This window comes from Sphingomonas sp. (assembly GCF_036387595.1).
Lineage (GTDB): Bacteria > Pseudomonadota > Alphaproteobacteria > Sphingomonadales > Sphingomonadaceae > Sphingomonas.
Window position 1 is genome coordinate 69,991 of sequence record NZ_DASVTL010000113.1, and the last position, 20,945, is coordinate 90,935.

The 20,945-nt window shown below is 66.1% G+C and carries 21 protein-coding genes and 2 pseudogenes; 13 read left to right on the top strand and 10 right to left on the bottom strand.

Annotated features, from left to right (window positions below; all coding sequences use genetic code 11):
• Positions 1 to 25: 25 nt before the first annotated feature.
• From pspC to VF643_RS13355, 4 genes are read right to left on the bottom strand one after another with little or no spacing between them, the layout of a single operon-like run.
• A complete protein-coding gene (gene pspC / locus VF643_RS13340) occupies positions 26 to 400 on the bottom strand; it encodes an envelope stress response membrane protein PspC (protein ID WP_331043872.1) in 375 nt (124 codons plus the stop codon).
• A 1-nt stretch (position 401) separates the two neighbouring features.
• Positions 402 to 677, bottom strand: a complete 276-nt coding sequence (pspB, locus tag VF643_RS13345; RefSeq protein WP_331043873.1) for an envelope stress response membrane protein PspB — start codon at positions 675 to 677, stop codon at positions 402 to 404.
• 1 nt (position 678) lies between these two features.
• Positions 679 to 1,350: a phage shock protein PspA gene (gene pspA, locus VF643_RS13350; protein ID WP_331043874.1), complete on the bottom strand. Its 672-nt coding sequence runs from the start codon at positions 1,348 to 1,350 to the stop codon at positions 679 to 681.
• Between the two features lie 32 nt (positions 1,351 to 1,382).
• Positions 1,383 to 1,520: a hypothetical protein gene (locus VF643_RS13355; RefSeq protein WP_331043875.1), complete on the bottom strand. Its 138-nt coding sequence runs from the start codon at positions 1,518 to 1,520 to the stop codon at positions 1,383 to 1,385.
• A gap of 171 nt (positions 1,521 to 1,691) precedes the next feature.
• Here VF643_RS13355 and pspF point away from each other — a divergent pair, with 171 nt between their 5' ends.
• A complete protein-coding gene (gene pspF, locus VF643_RS13360; protein WP_331043876.1) occupies positions 1,692 to 2,735 on the top strand; it encodes a phage shock protein operon transcriptional activator in 1,044 nt (347 codons plus the stop codon).
• Positions 2,736 to 2,804: 69 nt separating this feature from the next.
• Positions 2,805 to 3,413, top strand: a complete 609-nt coding sequence (locus VF643_RS13365; protein WP_331043877.1) for a superoxide dismutase — start codon at positions 2,805 to 2,807, stop codon at positions 3,411 to 3,413.
• 372 nt (positions 3,414 to 3,785) lie between these two features.
• On the opposite strand, the gene VF643_RS13370 is transcribed toward VF643_RS13365, so the two are convergent.
• The 4 genes from VF643_RS13370 to VF643_RS13385 form a co-directional block, all read right to left on the bottom strand.
• The gene (locus VF643_RS13370; RefSeq protein WP_331043903.1) at positions 3,786 to 4,442 is read right to left on the bottom strand and encodes an inner membrane-spanning protein YciB; all 657 of its coding nucleotides are present in this window, start codon (positions 4,440 to 4,442) and stop codon (positions 3,786 to 3,788) included.
• 151 nt (positions 4,443 to 4,593) lie between these two features.
• Positions 4,594 to 5,523 (bottom strand): signal recognition particle-docking protein FtsY, encoded by a 930-nt coding sequence (ftsY, locus tag VF643_RS13375; RefSeq protein ID WP_331043878.1) that lies wholly within the window; start codon positions 5,521 to 5,523, stop codon positions 4,594 to 4,596.
• The gene (gene mtaB / locus VF643_RS13380; RefSeq protein WP_331043879.1) at positions 5,520 to 6,716 is read right to left on the bottom strand and encodes a tRNA (N(6)-L-threonylcarbamoyladenosine(37)-C(2))-methylthiotransferase MtaB; all 1,197 of its coding nucleotides are present in this window, start codon (positions 6,714 to 6,716) and stop codon (positions 5,520 to 5,522) included. Before mtaB ends, ftsY begins: the two co-directional genes overlap by 4 nt.
• Positions 6,717 to 6,765: 49 nt before the next feature.
• On the bottom strand, positions 6,766 to 8,370 hold the full coding sequence (locus VF643_RS13385) for a putative bifunctional diguanylate cyclase/phosphodiesterase (RefSeq protein ID WP_331043880.1): 1,605 nt from the start codon (positions 8,368 to 8,370) through the stop codon (positions 6,766 to 6,768).
• A 216-nt stretch (positions 8,371 to 8,586) separates the two neighbouring features.
• Here VF643_RS13385 and ffh point away from each other — a divergent pair, with 216 nt between their 5' ends.
• The 3 genes from ffh to rimM all read left to right on the top strand — a co-directional run bounded on the left by ffh (position 8,587) and on the right by rimM (position 11,243).
• Positions 8,587 to 10,077: a signal recognition particle protein gene (gene ffh / locus VF643_RS13390; RefSeq protein ID WP_331043881.1), complete on the top strand. Its 1,491-nt coding sequence runs from the start codon at positions 8,587 to 8,589 to the stop codon at positions 10,075 to 10,077.
• A 33-nt stretch (positions 10,078 to 10,110) separates the two neighbouring features.
• Positions 10,111 to 10,551, top strand: a complete 441-nt coding sequence (gene rpsP / locus VF643_RS13395; RefSeq protein WP_331043882.1) for a 30S ribosomal protein S16 — start codon at positions 10,111 to 10,113, stop codon at positions 10,549 to 10,551.
• 116 nt (positions 10,552 to 10,667) lie between these two features.
• The gene (rimM, locus tag VF643_RS13400; RefSeq protein WP_331043883.1) at positions 10,668 to 11,243 is read left to right on the top strand and encodes a ribosome maturation factor RimM; all 576 of its coding nucleotides are present in this window, start codon (positions 10,668 to 10,670) and stop codon (positions 11,241 to 11,243) included.
• A gap of 222 nt (positions 11,244 to 11,465) precedes the next feature.
• Here rimM and VF643_RS13405 read toward each other — a convergent pair whose 3' ends face one another.
• On the bottom strand, positions 11,466 to 12,371 hold the full coding sequence (locus tag VF643_RS13405) for an NAD(P)/FAD-dependent oxidoreductase (RefSeq protein WP_331043884.1): 906 nt from the start codon (positions 12,369 to 12,371) through the stop codon (positions 11,466 to 11,468).
• Positions 12,372 to 12,425: 54 nt separating this feature from the next.
• Between VF643_RS13405 and VF643_RS13410 the strand changes: the two genes are divergently transcribed.
• The 4 genes and pseudogenes from VF643_RS13410 (at position 12,426) to rplS (ending at position 14,311) form a co-directional block, all read left to right on the top strand.
• On the top strand, positions 12,426 to 12,689 hold the full coding sequence (locus tag VF643_RS13410) for an AbrB/MazE/SpoVT family DNA-binding domain-containing protein (protein ID WP_331043885.1): 264 nt from the start codon (positions 12,426 to 12,428) through the stop codon (positions 12,687 to 12,689).
• A 1-nt stretch (position 12,690) separates the two neighbouring features.
• Positions 12,691 to 13,077, top strand: a complete 387-nt coding sequence (locus VF643_RS13415) for a type II toxin-antitoxin system VapC family toxin (protein ID WP_331043886.1) — start codon at positions 12,691 to 12,693, stop codon at positions 13,075 to 13,077.
• A 109-nt stretch (positions 13,078 to 13,186) separates the two neighbouring features.
• Positions 13,187 to 13,902: pseudogene (gene trmD, locus VF643_RS13420) on the top strand (tRNA (guanosine(37)-N1)-methyltransferase TrmD); the annotation flags it as partial.
• Between the two features lie 16 nt (positions 13,903 to 13,918).
• Positions 13,919 to 14,311 (top strand): 50S ribosomal protein L19, encoded by a 393-nt coding sequence (rplS, locus tag VF643_RS13425; RefSeq protein ID WP_331043887.1) that lies wholly within the window; start codon positions 13,919 to 13,921, stop codon positions 14,309 to 14,311.
• A gap of 65 nt (positions 14,312 to 14,376) precedes the next feature.
• Here the strand turns inward: rplS and VF643_RS13430 are convergent, their stop codons facing one another.
• Positions 14,377 to 15,450 (bottom strand): helix-turn-helix transcriptional regulator, encoded by a 1,074-nt coding sequence (locus VF643_RS13430; protein ID WP_331043888.1) that lies wholly within the window; start codon positions 15,448 to 15,450, stop codon positions 14,377 to 14,379.
• A 198-nt stretch (positions 15,451 to 15,648) separates the two neighbouring features.
• On the opposite strand from VF643_RS13430, the gene VF643_RS13435 reads away from it, so the two are divergent.
• From VF643_RS13435 to VF643_RS13450, 4 genes and pseudogenes are all read left to right on the top strand, one after another.
• Entirely contained in the window at positions 15,649 to 17,907 is a 2,259-nt protein-coding gene (locus VF643_RS13435) for a S9 family peptidase (protein ID WP_331043889.1), read from the top strand.
• An 887-nt stretch (positions 17,908 to 18,794) separates the two neighbouring features.
• Positions 18,795 to 19,193: pseudogene (locus tag VF643_RS13440) on the top strand (DUF418 domain-containing protein); the annotation flags it as partial.
• Positions 19,194 to 19,457: 264 nt separating this feature from the next.
• Positions 19,458 to 20,483, top strand: a complete 1,026-nt coding sequence (locus tag VF643_RS13445) for an aspartate-semialdehyde dehydrogenase (RefSeq protein ID WP_331043905.1) — start codon at positions 19,458 to 19,460, stop codon at positions 20,481 to 20,483.
• Positions 20,484 to 20,516: 33 nt separating this feature from the next.
• Positions 20,517 to 20,939 (top strand): GFA family protein, encoded by a 423-nt coding sequence (locus VF643_RS13450; protein ID WP_331043890.1) that lies wholly within the window; start codon positions 20,517 to 20,519, stop codon positions 20,937 to 20,939.
• The last annotated feature ends 6 nt before the right edge of the window (positions 20,940 to 20,945 follow it).

Below are 20,945 nucleotides of genomic sequence, written 5' to 3' on the forward strand. Positions count from 1 at the left end.
TCTTCTCCCCTTGATCCCTTGCGTCTCAGCGCAGGCTGTCGATCTCGTCGGCCAGCCGGCTGTTGCGGCTGGTGTAATGGAGTTCCATGTCGGCCAGCCGGCGATCGACGTCGCGCAGCTTGGACCGGACCTCGGCCGCCGAGCGCTTCGTATTGGAGCGCACGCCCTGCCAGAACTTGGCGTCGCCGGCGTCCTGATACAGGTCGATCGGCTTGGCCGGCGCGGTCCAGGCGAAGACTGCATAGCCGACGGCCGCCCACGGCATGGTGGCGAACACCAGGATCACCGTGAGCACGCGGACCAGCGTGACATCGAGGCCGGTATAATCGGCGATGCCGGCGCAGACGCCCTTGATCTTGGCGTTCTGCTTGTCGAGATAGAAGGTTGTACGGCTGGCCATCTCAATTGCTCCTGGGGTGGCGGTCGATCTGGAAGGTCGGCTGGGGCGACCCCAGGCCCGGCTTCCAGTCCGGATTGTCGGCGGCGACGATGCGCTCGACGGTGTTGAGGCGATCTTCGAGACGGCGAGCGAGATTGTACATCTCGTCGAGCATCTTCTCGTCTTCCTCGGTGATCTTGGGCGCCTGCTTCCACTTGGTGATGTAGTGCATGATGACCCAGGGCATCCCGATGAAGATCGCCGGAATGACGGTCATGGGTACGATGACGTCTTCCATCTCAACCCTCCGTTGGCTTGTTCAGCCGCGCCTTCAGCGCAGCCAGTTCGGCGTCGACACGGTCGCTGGCGCGCAGCTCGGCGATCTCCTCCTCCAGCGTCTTGGGCACCGCCAGGCCCAGCGCCTCGGCGCGGCCCTCGGCCTCGTCGGCGCGGCGTTCCAGCACGTCGAAGCGGCTGAACGCGTCCTGCGTCTTGGCGCCGGCATACATGTCGCGCAGGCGGAAACGGTTGTTGGCCGTCTCCATCCGCGTCTGGACGCTGGCCTGCTTCGTCCGCGCCTCGCGCAGCTTGGTCTGCAGCTTGGCGATATCCTCTTCCGACGCGCGCAGCGCATCGTCGAGGACGCCGACCTCGGCCCTTAGCTGGTCGACCATGTCGACCGCCTTCTGCCGCTCGACCAGCGCCGCCTTGGCCAGATCCTCGCGGTCCTTCGACAGCGCCAGCTCGGCCTTTTCGGTCCAGTTCGCCTGGAGGTTTTCCAGCTTGCCGATGTGGCGGCGCATTTCCTTCTGGTCGGCGATCGTCCGCGCGGCGGAGGCGCGCACCTCGACCAGCGTCTCCTCCATTTCGAGGATTATCATGCGGATCATCTTCGCCGGGTCTTCCGCCTTGTCGAGCAGCTCGGCCATGTTGGCGGCGACGATGTCGCGGGTGCGGGAGAAAATGCCCATCGGATACTCCTGGATGGCGAAAGGAACGGGGATTATGCGCTCAGCCGGGCCGTCGCGACAGTGGCCGAAGGCGTATGCGCAGGGCCGACGGCGGCGATGACGGTCGTGGCGCTGAAGACGATGGTGCAGACGACGGTGGCGATCGTGCGGGCGATGTCGGACTTGAACATGGGAACCTCCGTTTGAACCTGGTGAACCGCCGTGCTGGCGGGATGTCAGATGCTTTGCAGGCACCGTGCCAGTTTCGATAATCAAGCCCTTTCAAGGGTTTGTGAGATTTACCCGGTCGAGCCGCTACGCAGAACTTGCCAACAGTCGGGATTTTGCGCCAATCCTTGCGCATGCAGCGCGCCAGCCAGGTCATCGGACAATCCGGGGTGTTCCTCGACACGCTCGAACGCGCCAGCCGCGCCGCCGCGCTCGATCGCCCGGTGCTGGTGATCGGCGAGCGCGGCACCGGCAAGGAACTGGTCGCCGAACGCCTCCACCGCCTGTCGCCGCGCTGGGACCAGCCGCTCGTCATCATGAACTGCGCCGCGCTGCCCGAGGCGCTGATCGAAGCCGAGCTGTTCGGCCACGAAGCGGGTGCCTTCACCGGCGCGACCAAGGCGCGCACCGGGCGCTTCGAGGAGGCCGACGGCGGCACGCTCTTCCTCGACGAACTCGGCACGCTGAGCATGGCGGCGCAGGACCGGCTGCTGCGCGCGGTCGAATATGGCGAGATCACGCGGATCGGATCGTCGCGACCGATCCGCGTCGACGTCCGCATCGTCGCGGCCACCAACGAGCATCTGCCCGACAAGGTCGATGCGCACGAATTCCGCGCCGACCTGCTCGACCGGCTGTCGTTCGAAGTCGTGACGCTGCCGCCGCTGCGCGCGCGATCCGGCGATATCATGGTGCTCGCCGACCATTTCGGGCGGCGGATGGCGGCGGAGATCGGCTGGGAACGCTGGCCCGGCTTCGGCCCCGCCGCGCTCGATGCGCTGACCGGGCACCGCTGGCCCGGCAACGTCCGCGAACTTCGCAACGTCGTCGAGCGCGCGGTCTACCGCTGGGAAGCCGGTGGGCCGGTCGATGCGGTCGAACTCGATCCGTTCCAGTCGCCTTATCGCCCGCGCGGGCAGGCCCCGGCCGGCTCCAAGGCGCCCCCATCCGAAGCGCCGGGGAGCGACGATGAAGTGACCGCATGCGAAGTCGGTCCGTCCGACTTCAAATCCCGCGTCGCGCGCTTCGAACGCGAACTGCTCGCCCGCGCGCTGGCCGAAAATCGCTTCAACCAGCGCCAGACCGCCGATGCGCTGGGTCTCACCTACGACCAGCTCCGCCATGCGCTGCGCCGCCACGATCTGATCGCGGCGGATGGTAAGGCGCCGGTTGCGTAACGGCGGGGCGGGCGCCATTGATGCGCGGTGAGCGTTACAGACGCGAACCGATCTTCAAGGAGAAGCTGCATGGCGTTCGAACTTCCCCCCCTGCCTTACCCGTATGACGCGCTGGAGCCGGTGATCTCGAAAGAGACGATGACCTTCCACCACGACAAGCATCACGCCGCCTATACCGCCAAGCTGAACGAGGGCGTCGAGAAAGACCCGGCGCTTGCCGGCAAGACGATCGAGCAGATCCTCGGCATGATCTCGTCGCAGCCCGCGCTCGTCCGCAACAACGGCGGCGGCTATTGGAACCATGATTTCTTCTGGAAGACGATGAAGAAGGGCGGCGGCGCGCCCTCTGGCAAGTTGGCCGAGGCGATCGCCCGCGACTTCGGCGGGCTGGACAAGCTGAAGGAAGAATTCAACACCAAGGGTGCGGGCCAGTTCGGCTCGGGCTGGGCCTGGCTGATCGCGGATGCGAGCGGCAAGCTGAAGGTGACGAGCACGCCGAACCAGGACAACCCGCTCATGGACGACGCCAAGGAGCCGGGCACCCCGCTGCTCGGCAACGACGTCTGGGAACACGCGTATTACCTGACCTACATGAACGATCGCCCCGGCTATCTGAAGGCGTGGTGGGACGTGGTCGATTGGGAAATTGTTGGCCAGCGCTACGACGCGGTCGCCTAAACGCCCTCTCCCTCCGGGAGAGGGAGGGAGCCGCGGAACGCGGCGGAAGGGTGAGGGCGACTGGCTCGGTCGCGCTCACCCTCACCCCTCGCCGCTGCGCGGCTCACCCCTCTCCCGGCGGGAGAGGGGTTATTCCACCGGCACCTCCGGCACATCGCCACTCTCCAACCATGCCGCATCAGCATAGGCACGCGAGCGCAAAAATCAGCGTCACGACGCGGTCGCCACTTAAAATCCTCTCTGGGACGGGGAGGGGGACCGCTCGCCGCAGGCGAGTGGTGGAGGGGGTTAGCCGCGGGCGGTGCGCTTGGGGCAAACCCCCTCCGCCAAGCCGCTTCGCGTCTCGGTCCCCCTCCCCGAGAGCGGGGAGGATCAGCTTGCGGGCGGCACCTCCGGCACTTCGCCTGTCTGCAAGCCATGCCGCATCAGCATCGGTACGTTGGCAAGCGCGAACAGCAACGTCAGCGGGATCGCACCCCACAGCTTGAACCCCGCCCAGAACGACAGATCGTCGGTGGGCAGCGGCGCCGTCATCCGCCAGACCGCTTCGTTCAGCATCGCCATGCCCAGGAAGAACAAGGTCCAGTTGCGCGTCACCTTGCGCCATCCGACCGCGCTCAGGCCCGGATAGGCCGACCCCAGCAATCCTTCCAGCAGCGGACGCCCGGTCAGCAATCCGAAGGCCAGAAGGGCGGAAAGGCTGACGTAAACGATCGTCGGCTTCATCTTGATGAAATTTGGGTTCTGAAAATAGATCGTCAGCCCGCCGAAGACGACGACCAGCGCCCCCGAGATCAACAGCATCGGCGACACCGCGCCGGTCTTGACCTTCGAGACCACGATGGCGGCGATCGTCGCGATCATGAACGCCGTCGTCGCCACGATCACCCGCGCGATAACGATCGCACCCGCCTGGTCGATCGCGGGCAGGAACCCGGTGGTACTCGCCACCAGCCGCATCATCGGAACACCCGGCGCCAGCAGGTTCACCGCGAAGAAGACGAGCAGCGGCCCATAGTCGATCGCCATCCGCAGCCCGGGCGAAGGGTTCTTCATATTGCCAGCCATTACCCAAGTCCGTTCGTGCTGAGCGATGTCGAAGCACAAGACCCCGAACGCGCGGCGTGCGACGGGCATGGCGCTCCTACGTCGCTCGGGGCGAGCGCAACCCTGCAGGCGTTCACTTGCGCACCCCCTCGACGCCCGCGATGATCCGGCTGACCTCGTGCGCGTCAAAGGGGCGCAGGTCGGTCATCCCTTCGCCGACGCCGATCGCGTGGATCGGCAGGCCGAAGCGCTCGGCCGCCGCCACCAGCACGCCGCCGCGCGCGGTGCCGTCGAGCTTGGTCATCACCAGCCCGGTGACGCCCGCGACATCCTTGAACACCTCGATCTGGTTGAGCGCATTCTGCCCCGTCGTCGCGTCGAGCACGAGAACCACGTCATGGGGCGCCGCCGGGTTCAGCCGCCCGAGCACTTTGCGGATCTTGGCCAGTTCGTCCATCAACTCGCGCTTGTTCTGCAACCGACCGGCAGTGTCGACGATCAGCACGTCGATGCCGGTCGCGGTTGCCTGTTTTACCGCTTCGTAGACGATTCCCGCCGCGTCGCCGCCTTCCCTGCCCGACACGATCGGCACGCCGACGCGCGCGGCCCAAGTCGCGAGCTGCCCGATCGCGGCGGCGCGGAACGTGTCGCCCGCCGCCAGCATCACGCCGTAATCCTGCTCCATGAACAGATGCGCCAGCTTGGCGATCGTCGTCGTCTTGCCCGATCCGTTGACCCCGATCACCAGGATCACCTGCGGCCGGGGAAAGGCGGATATGTCGAGCGGGGTGGCGACCGTCGCCAGCACCTTCTCGACCTCCTCGGCCACCACCAGCCGGATGCCGAGTTCCTCCATGTTGCGCTCGAAGCTGCCCTCGCCCAGCCGCCGGCGGATATGCCGTGCGGTCGCCGGCCCCAGATCGGACGCGATCAGCGCTTCCTCGACCTCGTCCAGCGTCGCCTCGTCCAGGCGCGCGGTGCCCAGGCCCGCCAGATTGCCGACCAGCCGATCCGATGTCCGCTTGAAGCCGCCGATCAGCTTGTCGTGCCAGGATGTACTCATACGCATATGCCTTCGAGATAGGTATCGGTGGCGCAGGCGATGCGCACGCGCTGGATCGAGCCGGGCGGGGCGGGGGCTGTCAGCCGCACCTCGGCGAAATTGGCGGCGTGGCCGCGATCGCCCGAACGCTCGACCAGCACCGATTGCTCGCTGCCGATCAGCGATGCCAGCCAGGCGCCGCGGTGCGCGTCCGCCGCTGCGCGCAGCCGCGCCGCCCGCTCACGCACCACCATCGGCGCGACTGGTGGCATCCGTGCCGCCGGCGTGCCCGCGCGTGGCGAATAGGAAAAGACGTGCGCGTGGACGATGTCGCACTCTGCGACGATCGCCAGCGTCTGCGTGAACATCGCTTCGTCTTCGGTTGGAAAGCCCGCGATCAGGTCGGCCCCGATCGCAATGTCGGGCCGTGCCGCCTTCAGCCGCGCCACCAGCGCGATTGCGTCGGCGCGCGCATGCCGCCGCTTCATCCGCTTGAGGATCAGGTCGTCACCCGCTTGCAGCGACAGGTGGACATGCGGCATCACCCGCGGCTCCTGCGTCAGCGCTTCGAGCAGCCTCTCGTCTATCTCGACCGAATCGAGCGACGACAGCCGCAGCCGCTCCAGCGCGGGTACGTGGACCAGAATACGCTCCACCAGCGACCCCAGCGACGGCGCACCCGGCAGGTCGCCGCCATAGCTCGTCACGTCGACTCCGGTCAGCACCACTTCGCGGTGCCCCCCCGCGACCAGCATCGCGATGCGCTCGATCACCGCGCCCGCCGGCACCGACCGGCTCGGCCCCCGGCCGAACGGAATGGCGCAAAAGGTGCAGCGATGATCGCAGCCGTTCTGCACCTCGACGAACGCGCGCGCATGGCCCGCGAAGACGGGGGAGGGCATCGCCGTCGCGCCCCAGGCGGCGGGCGCCAGCTTGTCGAAATTGCCGACGATGCGCGAAACTTCCGGCATGGCGGTGAAGCCTGTCGGGTCCATCTCCGCAGCGCATCCCGTAACGACGATCTCCGCCCCCGGCCGCCGCCGCCGCGCGCGCCGGATCGCCGAGCGCGTCTCCTTGACCGCCGCGTTGGTGACCGCGCAGCTGTTCACCACGACCATGTCGCGCCCCGCGATCATGCCGCGGATCGTCTCGCTTTCGGCAATGTTCAGTCGGCAGCCGAGCGTCACGACCTCGGGCTGGTGGGCCAATTCCATGCCCGCGATCTAGTGGTGGCTGGCCCCACTGTCCACGCCGATGGCCGGCTTAACCTGCCAGACGTCGTGGAGCGATGTCGCCCGAAAAGCGCAGCAGCCGCCGTTCGGCCAGCAACTGCCGCGCCTTGGCCAGCGGCAGGGGCCGTCCGTAATGATAGCCTTGCGCCTTGGCGCAGCCGATCGCGCGCAGCCGCTCCTCGATCGCCTTGGTCTCGACGCCTTCGGCGGTGACGGGCAGATTCAGGCTGTCGCCCAGCCGCGCGATCGTGTTGACGATCGCTGCACTCTCGGCATTGCCGATGATCGACTGGACGAAGCTCTTGTCGATCTTGATCCGGTCGAACGGCAGCGCGCGCAGGTGCGCCAGGCTGGAATAACCGGTGCCGAAATCGTCGAGTGCGATGCGGATGCCCTGGTTCTTCAGGCTCCCGCAGATCGACTGCGCCAGCGCCAGATTGTCGAACAGCGAACTTTCGGTGATCTCCACTTCCAGCCGGTGCGCCGGAAAGCCGGTCTCGGTCAGCGTCTTGATGATCTTCTGCGCCAGCCATGCGTCCCGCAGCTGCATCGGCGAGATATTGACCGACAGGGTGAGCGACGGATCCCAATCGCGCGCCGCAGCGAACGCCTGCCGCATGATCGAAAGCGACAGTTCGCCGATCATCCCCGAATCCTCGGCGATCGGAATGAACTCATCGGGGCCGATCAGCCCGCGCGTCGGGTGCTCCCAGCGCGCCAGGACTTCGAATCCGCTGAGATGGCCAGTCGTCAGGTCGATCTGCTGCTCGAAATAAGGAACGATCTCCAGGTCGGGGATGGCGCTGCGCAGTCCGTTCTCCAGCGCGTTGCGGACCTGCAGCGCGCGCTCCATGGCGGGGTCGAACCAGGCATATCGCCCACGCCCGGCCCGCTTGGCCGCGAACATCGCGATGTCGGCGGCGCGGAGCAGCGCGTCGCCCGATGCACAGTCGAAGTCGGACCGTGCGATGCCGACCGAGGCGCTGAGATGGATAGTGGTCGAATCGAGTCGGAACGGCTGCGCCAGCCGCGATACCAGTCGTTCCGCCAGCCGCTCGATCATCTCGGGGTGGCCGGCATCGAACACCAGCGCGCACGCGAATTCGTCGCTGCCCAGCCGCGCGGCCAGCGCTCCGGCGGGCAGCAGCGCCGCGATTTCGACCGCGACCGCACGCAACAGCGAATCGCCCATCGCGATGCCGTGCATGTCGTTGACCGATTTGAAATGATCCAGGTCGATGAACAGCATCGCCATCGCCTTGTCGCGGGTTCGCGCGCGGGCCAGCATCGTCGCCCCGTCCTCGGACAGGCTGCGGCGGTTGAGGAACCCGGTCAGCGGGTCGCGGGTCGCCAGCTGGTTGGCGCGCGCATCGGCATCGCCCAATTGCACCAGGGTCCTGCTCAGCACCTGATGGCGATGCCGCGCGAAGATGATGATGGCGACGTTGAGAAGCATCGCGATCAGCAGCGTCCGGTCGACCGCGCCGCCGCCGCCGGCCTGCGCGACCAGGGTCGCCGCGACACCGCCGCCGGTGGCGACGAACATCAGCAGGGACGTTCCGACAATCGCCCCGGTGACGAACGCGCCGCGGTGCCCCATCGAGGTGCGGCGCTCGGCCTTCACTGGTGCATCCATCGGCTGTATCTTCCCCTTGAAGCCAACGGTGCCACGACAGCGGTATAAGAATGGTTAAACCCGCGCGGCTTGCATATCGCGCCGCCTTCGGCTAATAAGCGTTCACGTTTCCGTTCGTCGGAGGCAGAAGTTCAAGCGCCTGCGGGCGCCCGCTGGCCGGCGAGGTTTCGCCCGCCGGCGCTTTTGCGTTTGGCGGCAAGTGGGTTGAAATCGGCCATGTTCGACAGTCTCAGCGATCGGCTCGGCGGCGTTTTCGATCGCCTGCGCGGTCGCGGCGCGCTGACCGAAGCCGATGTCCGCACCGCGATGCGCGAAGTGCGCGTGGCGTTGCTGGAGGCCGACGTGGCGCTGCCCGTCGCGCGCAAGTTCGTCGACGACGTCACCGAACAGGCGATCGGCCAGAACGTCCTGCGTTCGATCACGCCGGGGCAGCAGGTCGTCAAGATCGTCCACGACGCGCTCGTCGCGATGCTGGGCGCCGATGAAAGCGAACTCGCGCTGGACGTCACGCCCCCCGCGGTCGTGATGATGGTCGGCCTGCAAGGCTCGGGCAAGACGACCACGACCGCCAAGATCGCCCGCCGCCTGGCGAAGCGCCAGGGCAAGAAGGTGCTGATGGCGTCGCTCGACGTCAATCGCCCCAACGCGCAGGAACAGCTGGCCACGCTGGGCACCCAAGGCGAGATCGCGACGCTGCCGATCGTCGCCGGGCAGCAGCCGGTCGAGATCGCCAGGCGGGCGATGCAGGCGGCCAAGTTGCAGGGCTATGACGTCCTGATGCTCGACACCGCCGGTCGCCTTCACGTCGATCAGGCGCTGATGGACGAGATGAAGGCGGTCGCCGATATCGCAACGCCGCACGAGATCCTGCTGGTGGTCGATGCGCTGACCGGGCAGGACGCGGTCAACGTCGCGCAGAATTTCTCCGATCAGGTGCCGCTGACCGGCGTCGTCCTCACCCGGATGGACGGCGATGCGCGCGGCGGCGCGGCGCTGTCGATGCGCGCCGTCACCGGCAAGCCGATCAAGTTCGCGGGCACCGGCGAAAAGATGGACGCGCTGGAGGCGTTCCACCCCGATCGCGTCGCCGGGCGCATCCTGGGCATGGGCGACGTCGTCTCCCTGGTCGAGCGCGCCGCGGAATCGATCCAGCAGGACGATGCCGAGCGGATGGCGGCCAAGCTCGCCAAGGGCCAGTTCGACATGAACGACCTGCGCGCGCAACTGGCGCAGATGGGCCGGATGGGCGGCATCGGCGCGCTCGCGGGGATGATCCCCGGCCTCAAGAAGGCGCAGGCGGCGATGGCCAATGTCCCCGGCGGCGACAAGATGCTGGTGCATATGGATGCGATGATCGGCTCGATGACGCTGAAGGAGCGGGTGAAGCCCGAACTCATCAACGCCAAGCGCAAGATCCGCATCGCCAAGGGTTCGGGGACGACCGTGCAGGAGGTCAACAAGCTCCTGAAGATGCACCTCGAAATGTCGACGATGATGAAGAAGCTCAAGAAGATGGGCGGCCTCAAGGGCATGATGTCGATGCTCGGCAAGGGCGGCCCCGGCGGCGGCATGGGTGGGCTGGGCAATGCGCTTGGCGGCGCCGGCATGGGCGACTTCATGAACAAGGCTGGTGGCAGCCTGCCGGGGCTTGGCGGCGGTCAGCCCAGCCTGCCACCCGGCCTCGAGAATTTGCTCAAGAAGAAATAACGTAATTCCAGAAACCTAGAAGGACTATTTACGATGGCTATCAGCATTCGCCTGTCGCGCGGCGGCTCCAAGAAGCGCCCTTATTACCGCATCGTCGTCGCCGACGCGCGCGCGCCGCGTGACGGCAAGTTCATCGAGAAGATCGGCAATTACAACCCTCTGCTTGCAAAGGACGACGAGAAGCGCGTCGTGCTCGACGCCGATCGCGCCAAGCATTGGCTGTCGGTGGGCGCCCAGCCGACCGACCGCGTTGCACGCTTCCTCGACGTTGCCGGCGTGCGTGAGCGCGCATCGCGTGAGAACCCGAACAAGGGGAAGCCGGGCGAGAAGGCGACCGAGCGCGCCGAAGAGCGGGCCGAGAAGCTGAAGGCGCAGGAGGAAGCCGCAGCGGCTGCCGCCGCCGCACCTGCGCCCGAGCCTGCCCCAGAGCCGGAAGCCGAAGCCGAGCAGCCTGCCGAAGCGGTCGCCGAGTAAGCATCGAAATCGCGTGGTCATGCGTTTCTCGGCGGCGAATGTCTCCAGGAGCGCATGACCCATGTCGAATAATCCAAGCTCTACGCCAGAACTGCCAGACCCCAGGACCGCGCGCGATGACGACGAAGACGCCACCAACCACGGCGTCTCCGCCGACGAGCCGGTCGAAGGCGCAGACGACACCCCCGGCGAAGGCTCGCCCGCGGGTTGAGGGAACTCGCGCCGATGGCGACATCGTTCTCGCCGTCGTCATCGGCGCACACGGCATAGCGGGCGAAGTGCGTCTCAAGATATTCGCCGAGGACATCGCGCCCTACCGCACGTTCAACAACGGCGCTTTGACCCTGAAATCGGCGCGCACCGGCGGCAACGGCACGATCGCCCGCTTCGCCGAGATCGCCGATCGCAACGCGGCAGAGGCCCTGCGCGGCACGGAACTCAGCGTCCCGCGCGACATGCTGCCCCCTCTGGCCGATGGCGAATATTATCACGCCGATCTGATCGGCCTGCCTGCGGTGTCCACCGACGGCACCGCGCTCGGCCATGTCGTCGCGGTCGAGAATTTCGGGGCGGGCGACGTGATCGAGATCGAAGGGGATGATGGACATCGCTTCATGGCGCCGATGCGCGCCGAAGCAATTCCCGAATGGAACACCGACTGGCTGGTCGTCGCCGCCGCTTTCGTCGCATAGCGTCCGCCTCGCCGCCGCGTCCGGGCCATATGGGGCGGCGCTGTCCTACACCCGGCAAGTCCGGCAGACGCGCCCGATGGCTCTTCCCTCCAGGTTCTCGACTGCCGCATCGCTCGACCACCGTTCGAATGGCGGCTGCTGCGCGAGGCCCGTTCGCGTTTCGACGTGGCGTGTGGTTCGTCCGGTTTGGAACGCGCGGTATGCCGCCGCGCCCGCGCTGCGCTACCTGCGAATCGGGTTTTCTTCATTCAGCAAGTTGCGGATCGTCGTCGCAGCGACCCCGGCCTCGCCCATCGCGTGGCTGATCTGGTCCAGGCCCTTCACCACATCACCGGCTGCGAACAGGCCGGGCACCGACGTCCGCTGATGGTCGTCGACCTCCAGACATCCGTCCTCGCTCGCATTCGCCCCGGCTGCGACCGCCAGGCGGGATCGGATGCGCGATCCCATCGCCGGATACACGCTGTCGAAGGCGAGCCGCCCCGCGGCCGTGTCGAAGGCGATGGTTTCCCCCTCGATCCGCCAGCCGCTGCACGGGCCGTCCACCCGCTTCACCCCGGCCGCGTCGAGCGCACGGTGACAGGCGTCGTCCAGCTCCACCGAACCCTCGGGCGCGATCAGCGTCACGTCGCGGGTGAAGCCCCGCAGGAACAGCGCCTCGCGCATGCCGTGGTCGCCGTTGCCGACCACGCCCACGCGCTTGTCAGTGACCTCATAGCCGTCGCAGATCGGGCAATAGCGGATCAGCCCGCGTTCAAGCGCGGCGTCGTGGACTTCGGCCGGGAAGTCCGGCCGGTTGTTCACCACCCCCGTCGCCAGCAGCACGGTGCGCGCCGGATATCGCCCGCAATCGGTGGTAACGACGAACCCGGCGTCTTCGCGCTGGATCGCGGCAACCTCTACCAACTCGCGCGTCGCGCCATATTGCTCCGCCTGGCGCAGCATCCGGGCGAGCAGTTCTTTGCCCGAAATGCCTTCGGGATACCCTGCGTGATTGTGCGTGCACGGGATGAGCGCCGCCCGGCTCGATCCGCTGTCGAACAGCCGGATCGAGAGATGGAACCGCGCGAGATAGATCGCCGCGGTCAGCCCGGCCGGCCCGGCGCCGATGATGATGCAATCGTCCATCAGCCTTGTATCGCAAGCGTCATGTATATACATCCCGTGCATACGGAGGGTCCGATGAGCAGAGAATATAGGGCAAAGGTTTTCAAGTCAGGAAATTCCGTCGCGCTCCGCCTGCCGAAGGCGCTCGGCCTGAACGATGGAGACGAGATGGTGTTGCGCGAGGAACACGGGAAATATGCCTTCGAACCTGCGCCCGTCGAACGCAAGACGATCGACCTGACCGGAATCTGGGGATCGTGTCCGGGTCTCAAGCCGCTGACCCGCGAGGAGCGTATGATGGAACCGCGCGAATTGGATTGGGAAGGAAAGCTGCTGTAGCGTGGCCGATCCGCAATTTCTGCTTGATGCCAACCTGTGCATCTACGTGCTTCAGGGTGCCTCTCCAATGGTTCGTGAACGTCTGGAAAGACACGCGCCCGGAGCGGTGGTGACGTCTGCGATCGTTTATGCTGAGGTCATGCGCAAGATCAATCCGGCGGATCACGCCGAATACGCCAAGGCAGCCGCGTTCTTCTCGATCATTCCGGTGATGCCGTTCGATGCCGCCGCGGCGCTGATCTATCGGGCCGTGCCGTTCCGCCGCGGCAGCTTCGATCGCCTGATCGCGGCGCATGCGCTGGCGCTGAAGCTGATCGTTGCGACGAATAACGTAGGTGACTTCACCGACGTACCTGGTCTCAGGGTCGAGAATTGGACCGTGGCATGACGGATGCCCTTTGGCCCATTCTGTTTCCCGTGGGCGTGGCGGCGATGGCGATTGGGGTGCCTGCAAGGCTGCGGCCGCAGTGGCCGACCAACTGGGCCGTCGCGTCGCGATGACCTTTCACGCCACCGTCCTCACCCTCTATCCCGACATGTTCCCCGGTCCGCTTGGCGTGTCGATCGCCGGGCGTGCGTTGCGCGAGGAACGCTGGCGGCTGGACCCGGTAAACATCCGCGACTTCGCGACGGACAAGCACCGCTCGGTCGATGACACGCCGGCGGGGGGTGGCGCGGGGATGGTGCTGCGTGCCGACGTGGTCGCCGCCGCGCTCGACGCGCAGGTCGACGGCCGGCCGGTGCTCGCGATGACGCCGCGCGGCGTACCGCTGACCCAGGCGCGGGTGCGCGATCTGGCGGCGGGGGAGGGCGTCATCCTTCTGTGTGGGCGGTTCGAGGGGTTCGACGAGCGCCTGTTCGCGGCCCGGGCCGTCGAAGAGGTGTCGATCGGGGACTATGTTCTTTCCGGCGGTGAGATGGGCGCGCTGGTACTGCTCGACGCTTGCGTCCGGCTGCTTCCCGGCGTAATGGGCGCGGCTTCGAGCGGGGACGAGGAGAGCTTCGAGAGCGGCCTCCTGGAATATCCTCACTACACCCGACCGCAGGAGTGGGAGGGGCGCATGATCCCGCAGGTGCTGCGATCGGGGGATCATGCGAGGATCGCGGCCTGGCGGCAAGCACAGGCCGAGACCGATACACGGCTAAGGCGGCCGGACCTCTGGGAGCGCCACGTCGGTGCTCGGGTCGGTCGCCCTCTGGCGCGCGGCGACGAACGGGACTGAAGTACGATGAACCTGATCCAGACGCTCGAGGCCGAGCAGATCGCCAAGCTGACCGCCAAGCGCGCAATCCCCGAATTTCGTGCAGGCGACACGCTGAAGGTCGGCGTGAAGGTCGTGGAGGGCGAGCGCACCCGCGTCCAGAATTACGAAGGCGTGTGCATCGCCCGGTCGAACCGCGGCATGGGGTCGTCGTTTACCGTTCGCAAGATGAGCTTCGGCGAGGGCGTCGAGCGCGTTTTCCCGCTGTTTTCGCCGAATATCGAATCGATCGACGTCGTCCGCAAGGGCGCGGTGCGGCGTGCGAAGCTGTATTATCTGCGCGGTCGTACCGGCAAGTCGGCGCGTATTGCCGAGCGCCGCGACACGCGTCCTGCCAAGGGCACTGCCGCCGCCGAATGATCGGCTGATCGCGGATATGCAGCGGGCGCGGGGGGCATCCTCCCCGTGCCCCTCTGCCGTATGGACTAGCGCGCGATCCGGTGCAGCAAGGCGACGAGTTCGGCCTGCCGCCCCGTGCCCGTCTTGCCGAAGATGTTCCTCAGATGGGTGCGCACCGTCCACGGCGACAATCCCATCGCACAGGCGTGCCGCTCGATCGTATCACCGTGCATCAACGGTCGGCAGAGCGCGGCCTCCGCCGCGGTCAATCCGAACAGGCTCGTCGCGCGTTCGATGGCGCGGGTCTCGATGGCGGCGCGATCCGGCAGATGGATGAGCGCGGCGGGTTCCCCTCCGGTGTCCCAAGGGCACGGATCGACGAGGATGAAGTCCTCGCCATGCCTGACCGCCCCGCTCAGTCGCGGGTGACCCGTGGCCGCATGGACTGCACGCAGCAAAGCCGTCTGCGTTTCCGGCGAGGATGCTTCGACTTTCGCGGTTCCGGCCGGTCGTTTGCGGACGGTCAATCCGGCAATCGTGCCCGGATCGTCCCTGCTCATCCATCGGATCGTCAGGTCGGTCGACACCACCATGTGGATCAAATCCGTATCGGCGTGCGTGCCGCATATATTGCCTTCGGCCCGCCTCAGCCCGTCAACGCGGTCGCGAGTCGCGAATGCACGGCGAAGATGTGGCGTCCAGCGCGCGAACTGCTGCTCTTGCGCTTCATCGAAGTCCGGCTGTCCGCCGATCCGCATGAAGGTAAGCGAGTAACGTGCCTGATCGGCGGGGATCATGACCCCCATCAACTGGGTGGCATCACCATGAGGACGCATGAAGTCATGATAGAATTCGCTGGCAAGATATACATCACGCGATACCAGTCGCTCGACGTTGATCGCCGTGCCCAAGGGTAAGCTCATGCCCGCCGCGATCCAGGGATCGGTTCGATGGAAATGCTCGTCATAGGATTCCAGCGTCGCGGGGTTGAAGCCGATCGACGATATGGACGTCACCGCTTCATCGATCCGCATCAGCGTCGACATCGGCGAGTCGAGCGCGGTGCTCAGTAGTCTCTGCAGATCGACCGACGACGCTTCTAGAACGGAAGCATAGATGCCGTCGATCACTGCGTCCGGATCGCTGTTTCTGATTGTCATGGCCCCCGCCAACATTGTCGTAAGTACATGCCATCTCGTTGGGAACGTACAAACCCATTCTTTGCCCCTATTTGCCCAACCAAGATTAAATGTGCGGCACTTTGCGGTTTCCTGCTTTGCGCGGGCTGATCCGCGGCTTTGACGTGGCCGAGATAGGTGGCGATAAGCCGTTCGCCGGAATGGGTACGGAGAGATGGGATGCGTGCATGGCTGCTGGGACTGGCTCTTGCCTCTTCGGGGAGCGCGGCGATGGCCGCTGATCAGGCACAGACGCCAGCCGCTTCCGATCCCGTCGCCACCGCTACGCCGACCGGGTTGACCTTCGGCGCGGTCTTCGGTGCGACCGACCTGTCGGGGCGGCAGCCGCGCGCCCTGCGGCTGTCCCCCGACGGCACGCTGCTGACGTCGCTCAGGCCACGCGCCGACGATCGCGACAGGCTCGATCTGTGGGCGCAGGACACTCGAACCGGCGACGAGCGGATGCTGGTCGATTCGAAGGCGATCGGCAGCGGCGCCGAACTGAGCGAAGCCGAGAAGATGCAGCGTGAGCGCGCCCGGATCGGCGGTTCGCGCGGCATCGTCGCCTATGATTTCGCACCCGACGGCCGGTCGATCCTCGTGCCGATCGACGGTGACCTGTATCTGGCTACCCTGGACGGCAAGGTGCGGCGGCTTACCGACACGCCCGGCGGGGAATTGAACCCCGTTGTCAGCCCCAGGGGCGGTTTCGTCAGCTTCGTCCGCGATCAGAACCTTTTCGTACAGCCGCTCGATGGCGGACCTGTGCGGGCGGTGACGACCGAGGGTGGCGGCACCGTGCACTTCGGTGAGGCGGAGTTCGTCGCGCAGGAGGAGATGGACCGTCGCACCGGATATTGGTGGTCGCCCGACGAACGCTTCGTCGCCGTTGAGCGCTTCGACGAGGCGCGCGTCCACGTCGCTACCCGCGCGGCGATCGGTGCGACGGGGACGAAGGTGTACGAGCAGCGCTATCCCGCAGCCGGCACGCCGAACGCGGCCGTCGACCTCTACATCATGAAACCCGACGGCACGTCCCGTGTGAAGGTCGATCTCGGGCGCAACGCCGACATCTACCTGGCGCGGGTCGATTGGCTGCCGGACGGGTCGGGGTTGCTGGTCCAGCGCCAGTCCCGCGATCAGAAACGCCTGGACATGCTGCGCGTCGATCCGGCGACCGGCAAATCGACGATCCTTTTCACCGAGAAGGCGGGCGCGCGCAGCTGGCTCAATCTCTCCGATGCATATCATGCGCTGGCCGACGGCAGTCTGATCTGGCGATCGGAGCGCGACGGTTTCGGCCACCTCTACCGCTTCGCGCGCGGCAGATGGACGCAACTGACGAAGGGCGCGTGGGTGGTCACCGGTCTGGTGGGCGTCGACGAGGCCAAGGGAAAGGTGTTCTTCACTGGCAATCAGACCGACGTGCTCGAGCAGCATCTCTATTCGGTCGACATCGCGCGCGCCTCCGCTCCTGCGCGCCTTACCGAGCGCGGTTGGTGGAATTCGGCGACGATGGATGCGAGCACCACGCGGCTCATCGTGTCGCGCTCGAGTCCCAATCAGCCCACCCAGGTCTATCTCGCCGATGCCGCCGGACAGCGGCTGTCGTGGATCAACGAGAATGCAGTCGCTCCCGGTCACCCCTACCAGCCCTATCTGGCCGACCACCAGCCTACGCAATTCGGCACGCTGAAGGCTGCCGATGGTTCGACGCTCCATTGGAAGATGATTACCCCGCCGCTGGATCCGGGCCGCAAATACCCGGTGTTCTTCCAGCATTACGGAGGTCCCGGCACCGGTCAGCAGGTTACGCGGGGCTGGGCGGGGCCGCTGCCGCAGTTCCTGGCGCAGCAGGGCTGGATTTGGTTTCAGATCGACAATCGCGGCAGCTACAATCGCGGCAAGGCGTTCGAGGATCAGATCTACCATGCCATGGGCAGCGTGGAGGTGGAGGACCAACTCGCGGGCGCTAATTACCTGAAGTCGCTCGCCTTCGTCGAACCCACCAAGATCGCGACCTATGGCTGGTCATATGGCGGCTACATGTCGCTCAAGATGCTCGAGAAGAACCCAGGCGTCTATGCCGCGGCGGTTGCGGGCGCGCCGGTCAGTGACTGGAAGCTATACGACACCCATTATACCGAACGCTATCTTGGAGACCCTGCCAAGGATCCGCAGAGCTACGCCGGCTCTGCCGCCGTTCAGGACGCTTCGGCGATCCGCGATCCATTGCTGCTGATCCACGGCATGGCAGACGACAACGTGTTCCTGGACAATTCGACCGCGGTCGCCGCCAAGATGCAGGCGAGCGCGACGCCGTTCGAGATGATGTTCTATCCTGGGCAGACCCATGCCGTCGGCGGATCGGGCGTCGCAGAGCACCTGTGGCGCACCATCCTCGGCTTCCTCGATCGGACGGTCAAGGAGCGGAAGTGAAATTGCCCCTGCCGTGTCGCATTCGTCCAAGACTGTCGGCCGCGACCGACGCACGTTGGTGAGGATAGCGCGAACGGGGCCGGGGGGCTTGCATGATTGACGGTCAGACGGCTGGGTTGGCGCCGGTACGGGGACGATACCGGATCGAGGTACTCGACGTGCTTCGGGGACTGGCCATCCTCGGCATCTTCTACATGAACATCCCCTTCATGGGGGCGCCCGTCTGGTTGCAGATGAACGACATCCGCTCGATCGGCTGGACCGCGGCGGATCAGCACGCGTGGTTCCTGGTCAACGTGTTTGCGGAAGGCACGCAGCGCGGGATGCTGGAGATGCTGTTCGGGGCCGGCATGATGGTGCTGACCGCGAAGGCGATGACGCCGGACGGCCCGGTCGCGGTCGCCGATCTGTATTTCCGGCGCAACCTGTGGCTGCTGGCGTTCGGGCTGTTCGACGTGTTCGTGATGCTGTGGCCGGGCGATATCCTCCACGTCTATGCGCTGGCCGCGCTGTTCCTGTTTCCGTTCCGCAAGCTGGCCGCGCGCTGGCTGCTGGTTATCGGCCTGCTGTTCGCCACCGTCACCGCGGTGATGAGCGCGGGCGAATATGTCGCGCGCACGCAGATGGCCGCGCAGGTGACCAGCGCGCGTCAGCATCAGGCGCAGCGCGTGCCCCTGACCAAGGACGAAGCGACGGCGATGGCAGCGTGGCAGAAAAAGCTGGATCGCCTGAAGCTGGACGCCGAGGAAAAGAGGAAGGTCGACGCCGAGGCGAAGGCGCATGCCGACGGCGGTCTGGTCGCCTATGCGACATTCCTGTGGGGCGCCTGGCTGGCGATCCAGGCCAAGGGAGAGCTGTTCTTCGGCGTCGTCGAAGCCGCCAGCGTGATGCTGATCGGTATCGCGCTGTGGAAATGGCGGATCATCCAGGGGGGGCGCTCGTCGCGCTTCTACGCCATTCTGACGGCGTGCGCTTATGGGTTCGGGCTGACGGCGCGGTGGATCGGCGCGAACGAGATCATGACGTTCCAACCGATCCCCAAGACGATCTGGATGACCGAGGAATATGCGCGGATCGCGACGTCGCTGGGCCATGTCGCGCTCGTCAACCTGCTGATGCAGACCCATGCCGGGCGCACAATGTTGTCGCCGTTCAAGGCGGCGGGGCGGACGGCATTCTCGCTGTACTTCCTGGAGACGATCGTCGGGATTTGGATCGTCTTTGCACCCTGGGGCCTGAATTGGTGGGGGACGATGAGCTATGCCGGGCTGACCGCGACTGCGACCGTGGTGATCGCCGGGCTGGTCGTGGTCGCGAACGTGTGGACCCGCTATTTCGTCAGCGGCCGCTGGAATGGGTGTGGCGCAGCCTGGCGTATCTGGAACGTCAGCCGTTCCGACGCGTGCGCGGCGCCGTCGATGCGGAGCCGCTGCCCGGGCCGACCGCCCTGCCGGCGTGAGCGTACCGGCCTAGGTTTGGCGCCCTGCAACGCTTGGCCTGGCTGTCCGTGGCGGCTATGCGGCGCCAGCACTGCGCTTGGGGAATTGATGATGGGGTATCGGATAGTGGTCGCGGGCGCGACGGGCAGCGTCGGGCGCGAGATGATAAACATCCTCGCCGAACGGGAATTCCCGGCGGACGAGATCGTCGCGCTCGCCTCGTCGCGCAGCCAGGGCGACGAGATCGAATATGGCGACACCGGGCGCATGCTCAAGGTGCGCAACATCGAGCATTTCGATCCTGCGGGATACGACATGGCGCTGTTCGCGATCGGATCGGAGGGGACCAAGGTCCACGCGCCGCGGTTCGCGGCGGCGGGCTGTACGGTGATCGACAATTCGTCGCTCTACCGGATGGACCCAGACGTGCCGCTGATCGTGCCCGAGGTGAACCCCGAGGCGATATCGGGCTATACCGCGCGCAACATCATCGCCAATCCGAACTGCTCGACCGCGCAGATGGTGGTCGCGCTCAAGCCGCTCCACGATGCCGCGCGGATCAAGCGCGTGGTCGTCGCGACCTATCAGTCGGTCTCGGGTGCGGGCAAGGCGGGGATGGACGAACTGTTCGAACAGTCGCGCAACATCTTCGTCGGCGATCCCGCAGAGCCGAGGAAGTTCACCAAGCAGATCGCCTTCAACGTGATCCCGCACATCGACAGCTTCCTGGACGACGGATCGACCAAGGAAGAATGGAAGATGGTGGCCGAGACGAAGAAGATCCTCGATCCCAAGATCAAGGTGACCGCGACCTGCGTGCGCGTCCCGGTGTTCGTCGGCCATTCGGAGGCGATCAACATCGAGTTCGAGGACGAGATATCCGCCGAATGCGCGCAGGACATCCTGCGCGAGGCGCCCGGCGTCATGCTGATCGACAAGCGCGAGGACGGCGGATACATCACGCCCGTAGAATGCGTCGGCGACTTCGCGACCTTCATCAGCCGCGTGCGCGAAGACCCCACCGTCGACAGCGGCCTGTCGCTGTGGTGCGTCAGCGACAATCTGCGCAAAGGTGCCGCATTGAACGCGGTGCAGATCGCCGAACTGCTCGGGCGGCGGTATTTGCAGAAGGGGTGAGGCTGGGAGGAACGGGAGGATGATGACCGGGGGATGCCACTGCGGCGCGGTGCGCTATACGCTTGCGGGCGACCATGCGCCCCGGTCTACTGCTGCCACTGCCGCTTCTGCCAGACGTGGTCGGGCAGCGCGTTCTCCGAACAAGCCTTCGTGCGCGAAGACGCGGTAACCGCCGAAGGGCCGCTGGTCGCGTTCGAGGTGACCGGGCCGAGCGGCGCCACCTCGCACCAGCATGCCTGCGCGGCGTGTCACACCCGCATCTACAACACCAATAGCGCCCGGCCCGGTATCGCGGTCGTCCGCGCGGGGACGCTCGACGACAGCGAGACCTTGGTTCCGCGCGCGCACATCTGGCTCTCGCGCAAACAATCGTGGGTCGCACTTCCCGATGATGTGCCGGCCTTTGCCGAGAACCCCGCCCCGGCCGAGTTCATCGCCTTGATGATGCGCCGCTGACCCGGC

Coding starts and splice junctions, on each gene's coding strand:
- pspC (WP_331043872.1), bottom strand. CDS start 400: ATGGCCAGCCGTACAACCTTCTATCTCGACAAGCAGAACGCCAAGATC.
- pspB (WP_331043873.1), bottom strand. CDS start 677: ATGGAAGACGTCATCGTACCCATGACCGTCATTCCGGCGATCTTCATC.
- pspA (WP_331043874.1), bottom strand. CDS start 1,350: ATGGGCATTTTCTCCCGCACCCGCGACATCGTCGCCGCCAACATGGCC.
- VF643_RS13355 (WP_331043875.1), bottom strand. CDS start 1,520: ATGTTCAAGTCCGACATCGCCCGCACGATCGCCACCGTCGTCTGCACC.
- pspF (WP_331043876.1), top strand. CDS start 1,692: ATGCAGCGCGCCAGCCAGGTCATCGGACAATCCGGGGTGTTCCTCGAC.
- VF643_RS13365 (WP_331043877.1), top strand. CDS start 2,805: ATGGCGTTCGAACTTCCCCCCCTGCCTTACCCGTATGACGCGCTGGAG.
- VF643_RS13370 (WP_331043903.1), bottom strand. CDS start 4,442: ATGGCGATCGACTATGGGCCGCTGCTCGTCTTCTTCGCGGTGAACCTG.
- ftsY (WP_331043878.1), bottom strand. CDS start 5,523: ATGAGTACATCCTGGCACGACAAGCTGATCGGCGGCTTCAAGCGGACA.
- mtaB (WP_331043879.1), bottom strand. CDS start 6,716: ATGGAATTGGCCCACCAGCCCGAGGTCGTGACGCTCGGCTGCCGACTG.
- VF643_RS13385 (WP_331043880.1), bottom strand. CDS start 8,370: ATGGATGCACCAGTGAAGGCCGAGCGCCGCACCTCGATGGGGCACCGC.
- ffh (WP_331043881.1), top strand. CDS start 8,587: ATGTTCGACAGTCTCAGCGATCGGCTCGGCGGCGTTTTCGATCGCCTG.
- rpsP (WP_331043882.1), top strand. CDS start 10,111: ATGGCTATCAGCATTCGCCTGTCGCGCGGCGGCTCCAAGAAGCGCCCT.
- rimM (WP_331043883.1), top strand. CDS start 10,668: ATGACGACGAAGACGCCACCAACCACGGCGTCTCCGCCGACGAGCCGG.
- VF643_RS13405 (WP_331043884.1), bottom strand. CDS start 12,371: ATGGACGATTGCATCATCATCGGCGCCGGGCCGGCCGGGCTGACCGCG.
- VF643_RS13410 (WP_331043885.1), top strand. CDS start 12,426: ATGAGCAGAGAATATAGGGCAAAGGTTTTCAAGTCAGGAAATTCCGTC.
- rplS (WP_331043887.1), top strand. CDS start 13,919: ATGAACCTGATCCAGACGCTCGAGGCCGAGCAGATCGCCAAGCTGACC.
- VF643_RS13430 (WP_331043888.1), bottom strand. CDS start 15,450: ATGACAATCAGAAACAGCGATCCGGACGCAGTGATCGACGGCATCTAT.
- VF643_RS13435 (WP_331043889.1), top strand. CDS start 15,649: ATGCGTGCATGGCTGCTGGGACTGGCTCTTGCCTCTTCGGGGAGCGCG.
- VF643_RS13445 (WP_331043905.1), top strand. CDS start 19,458: ATGGGGTATCGGATAGTGGTCGCGGGCGCGACGGGCAGCGTCGGGCGC.
- VF643_RS13450 (WP_331043890.1), top strand. CDS start 20,517: ATGCCACTGCGGCGCGGTGCGCTATACGCTTGCGGGCGACCATGCGCC.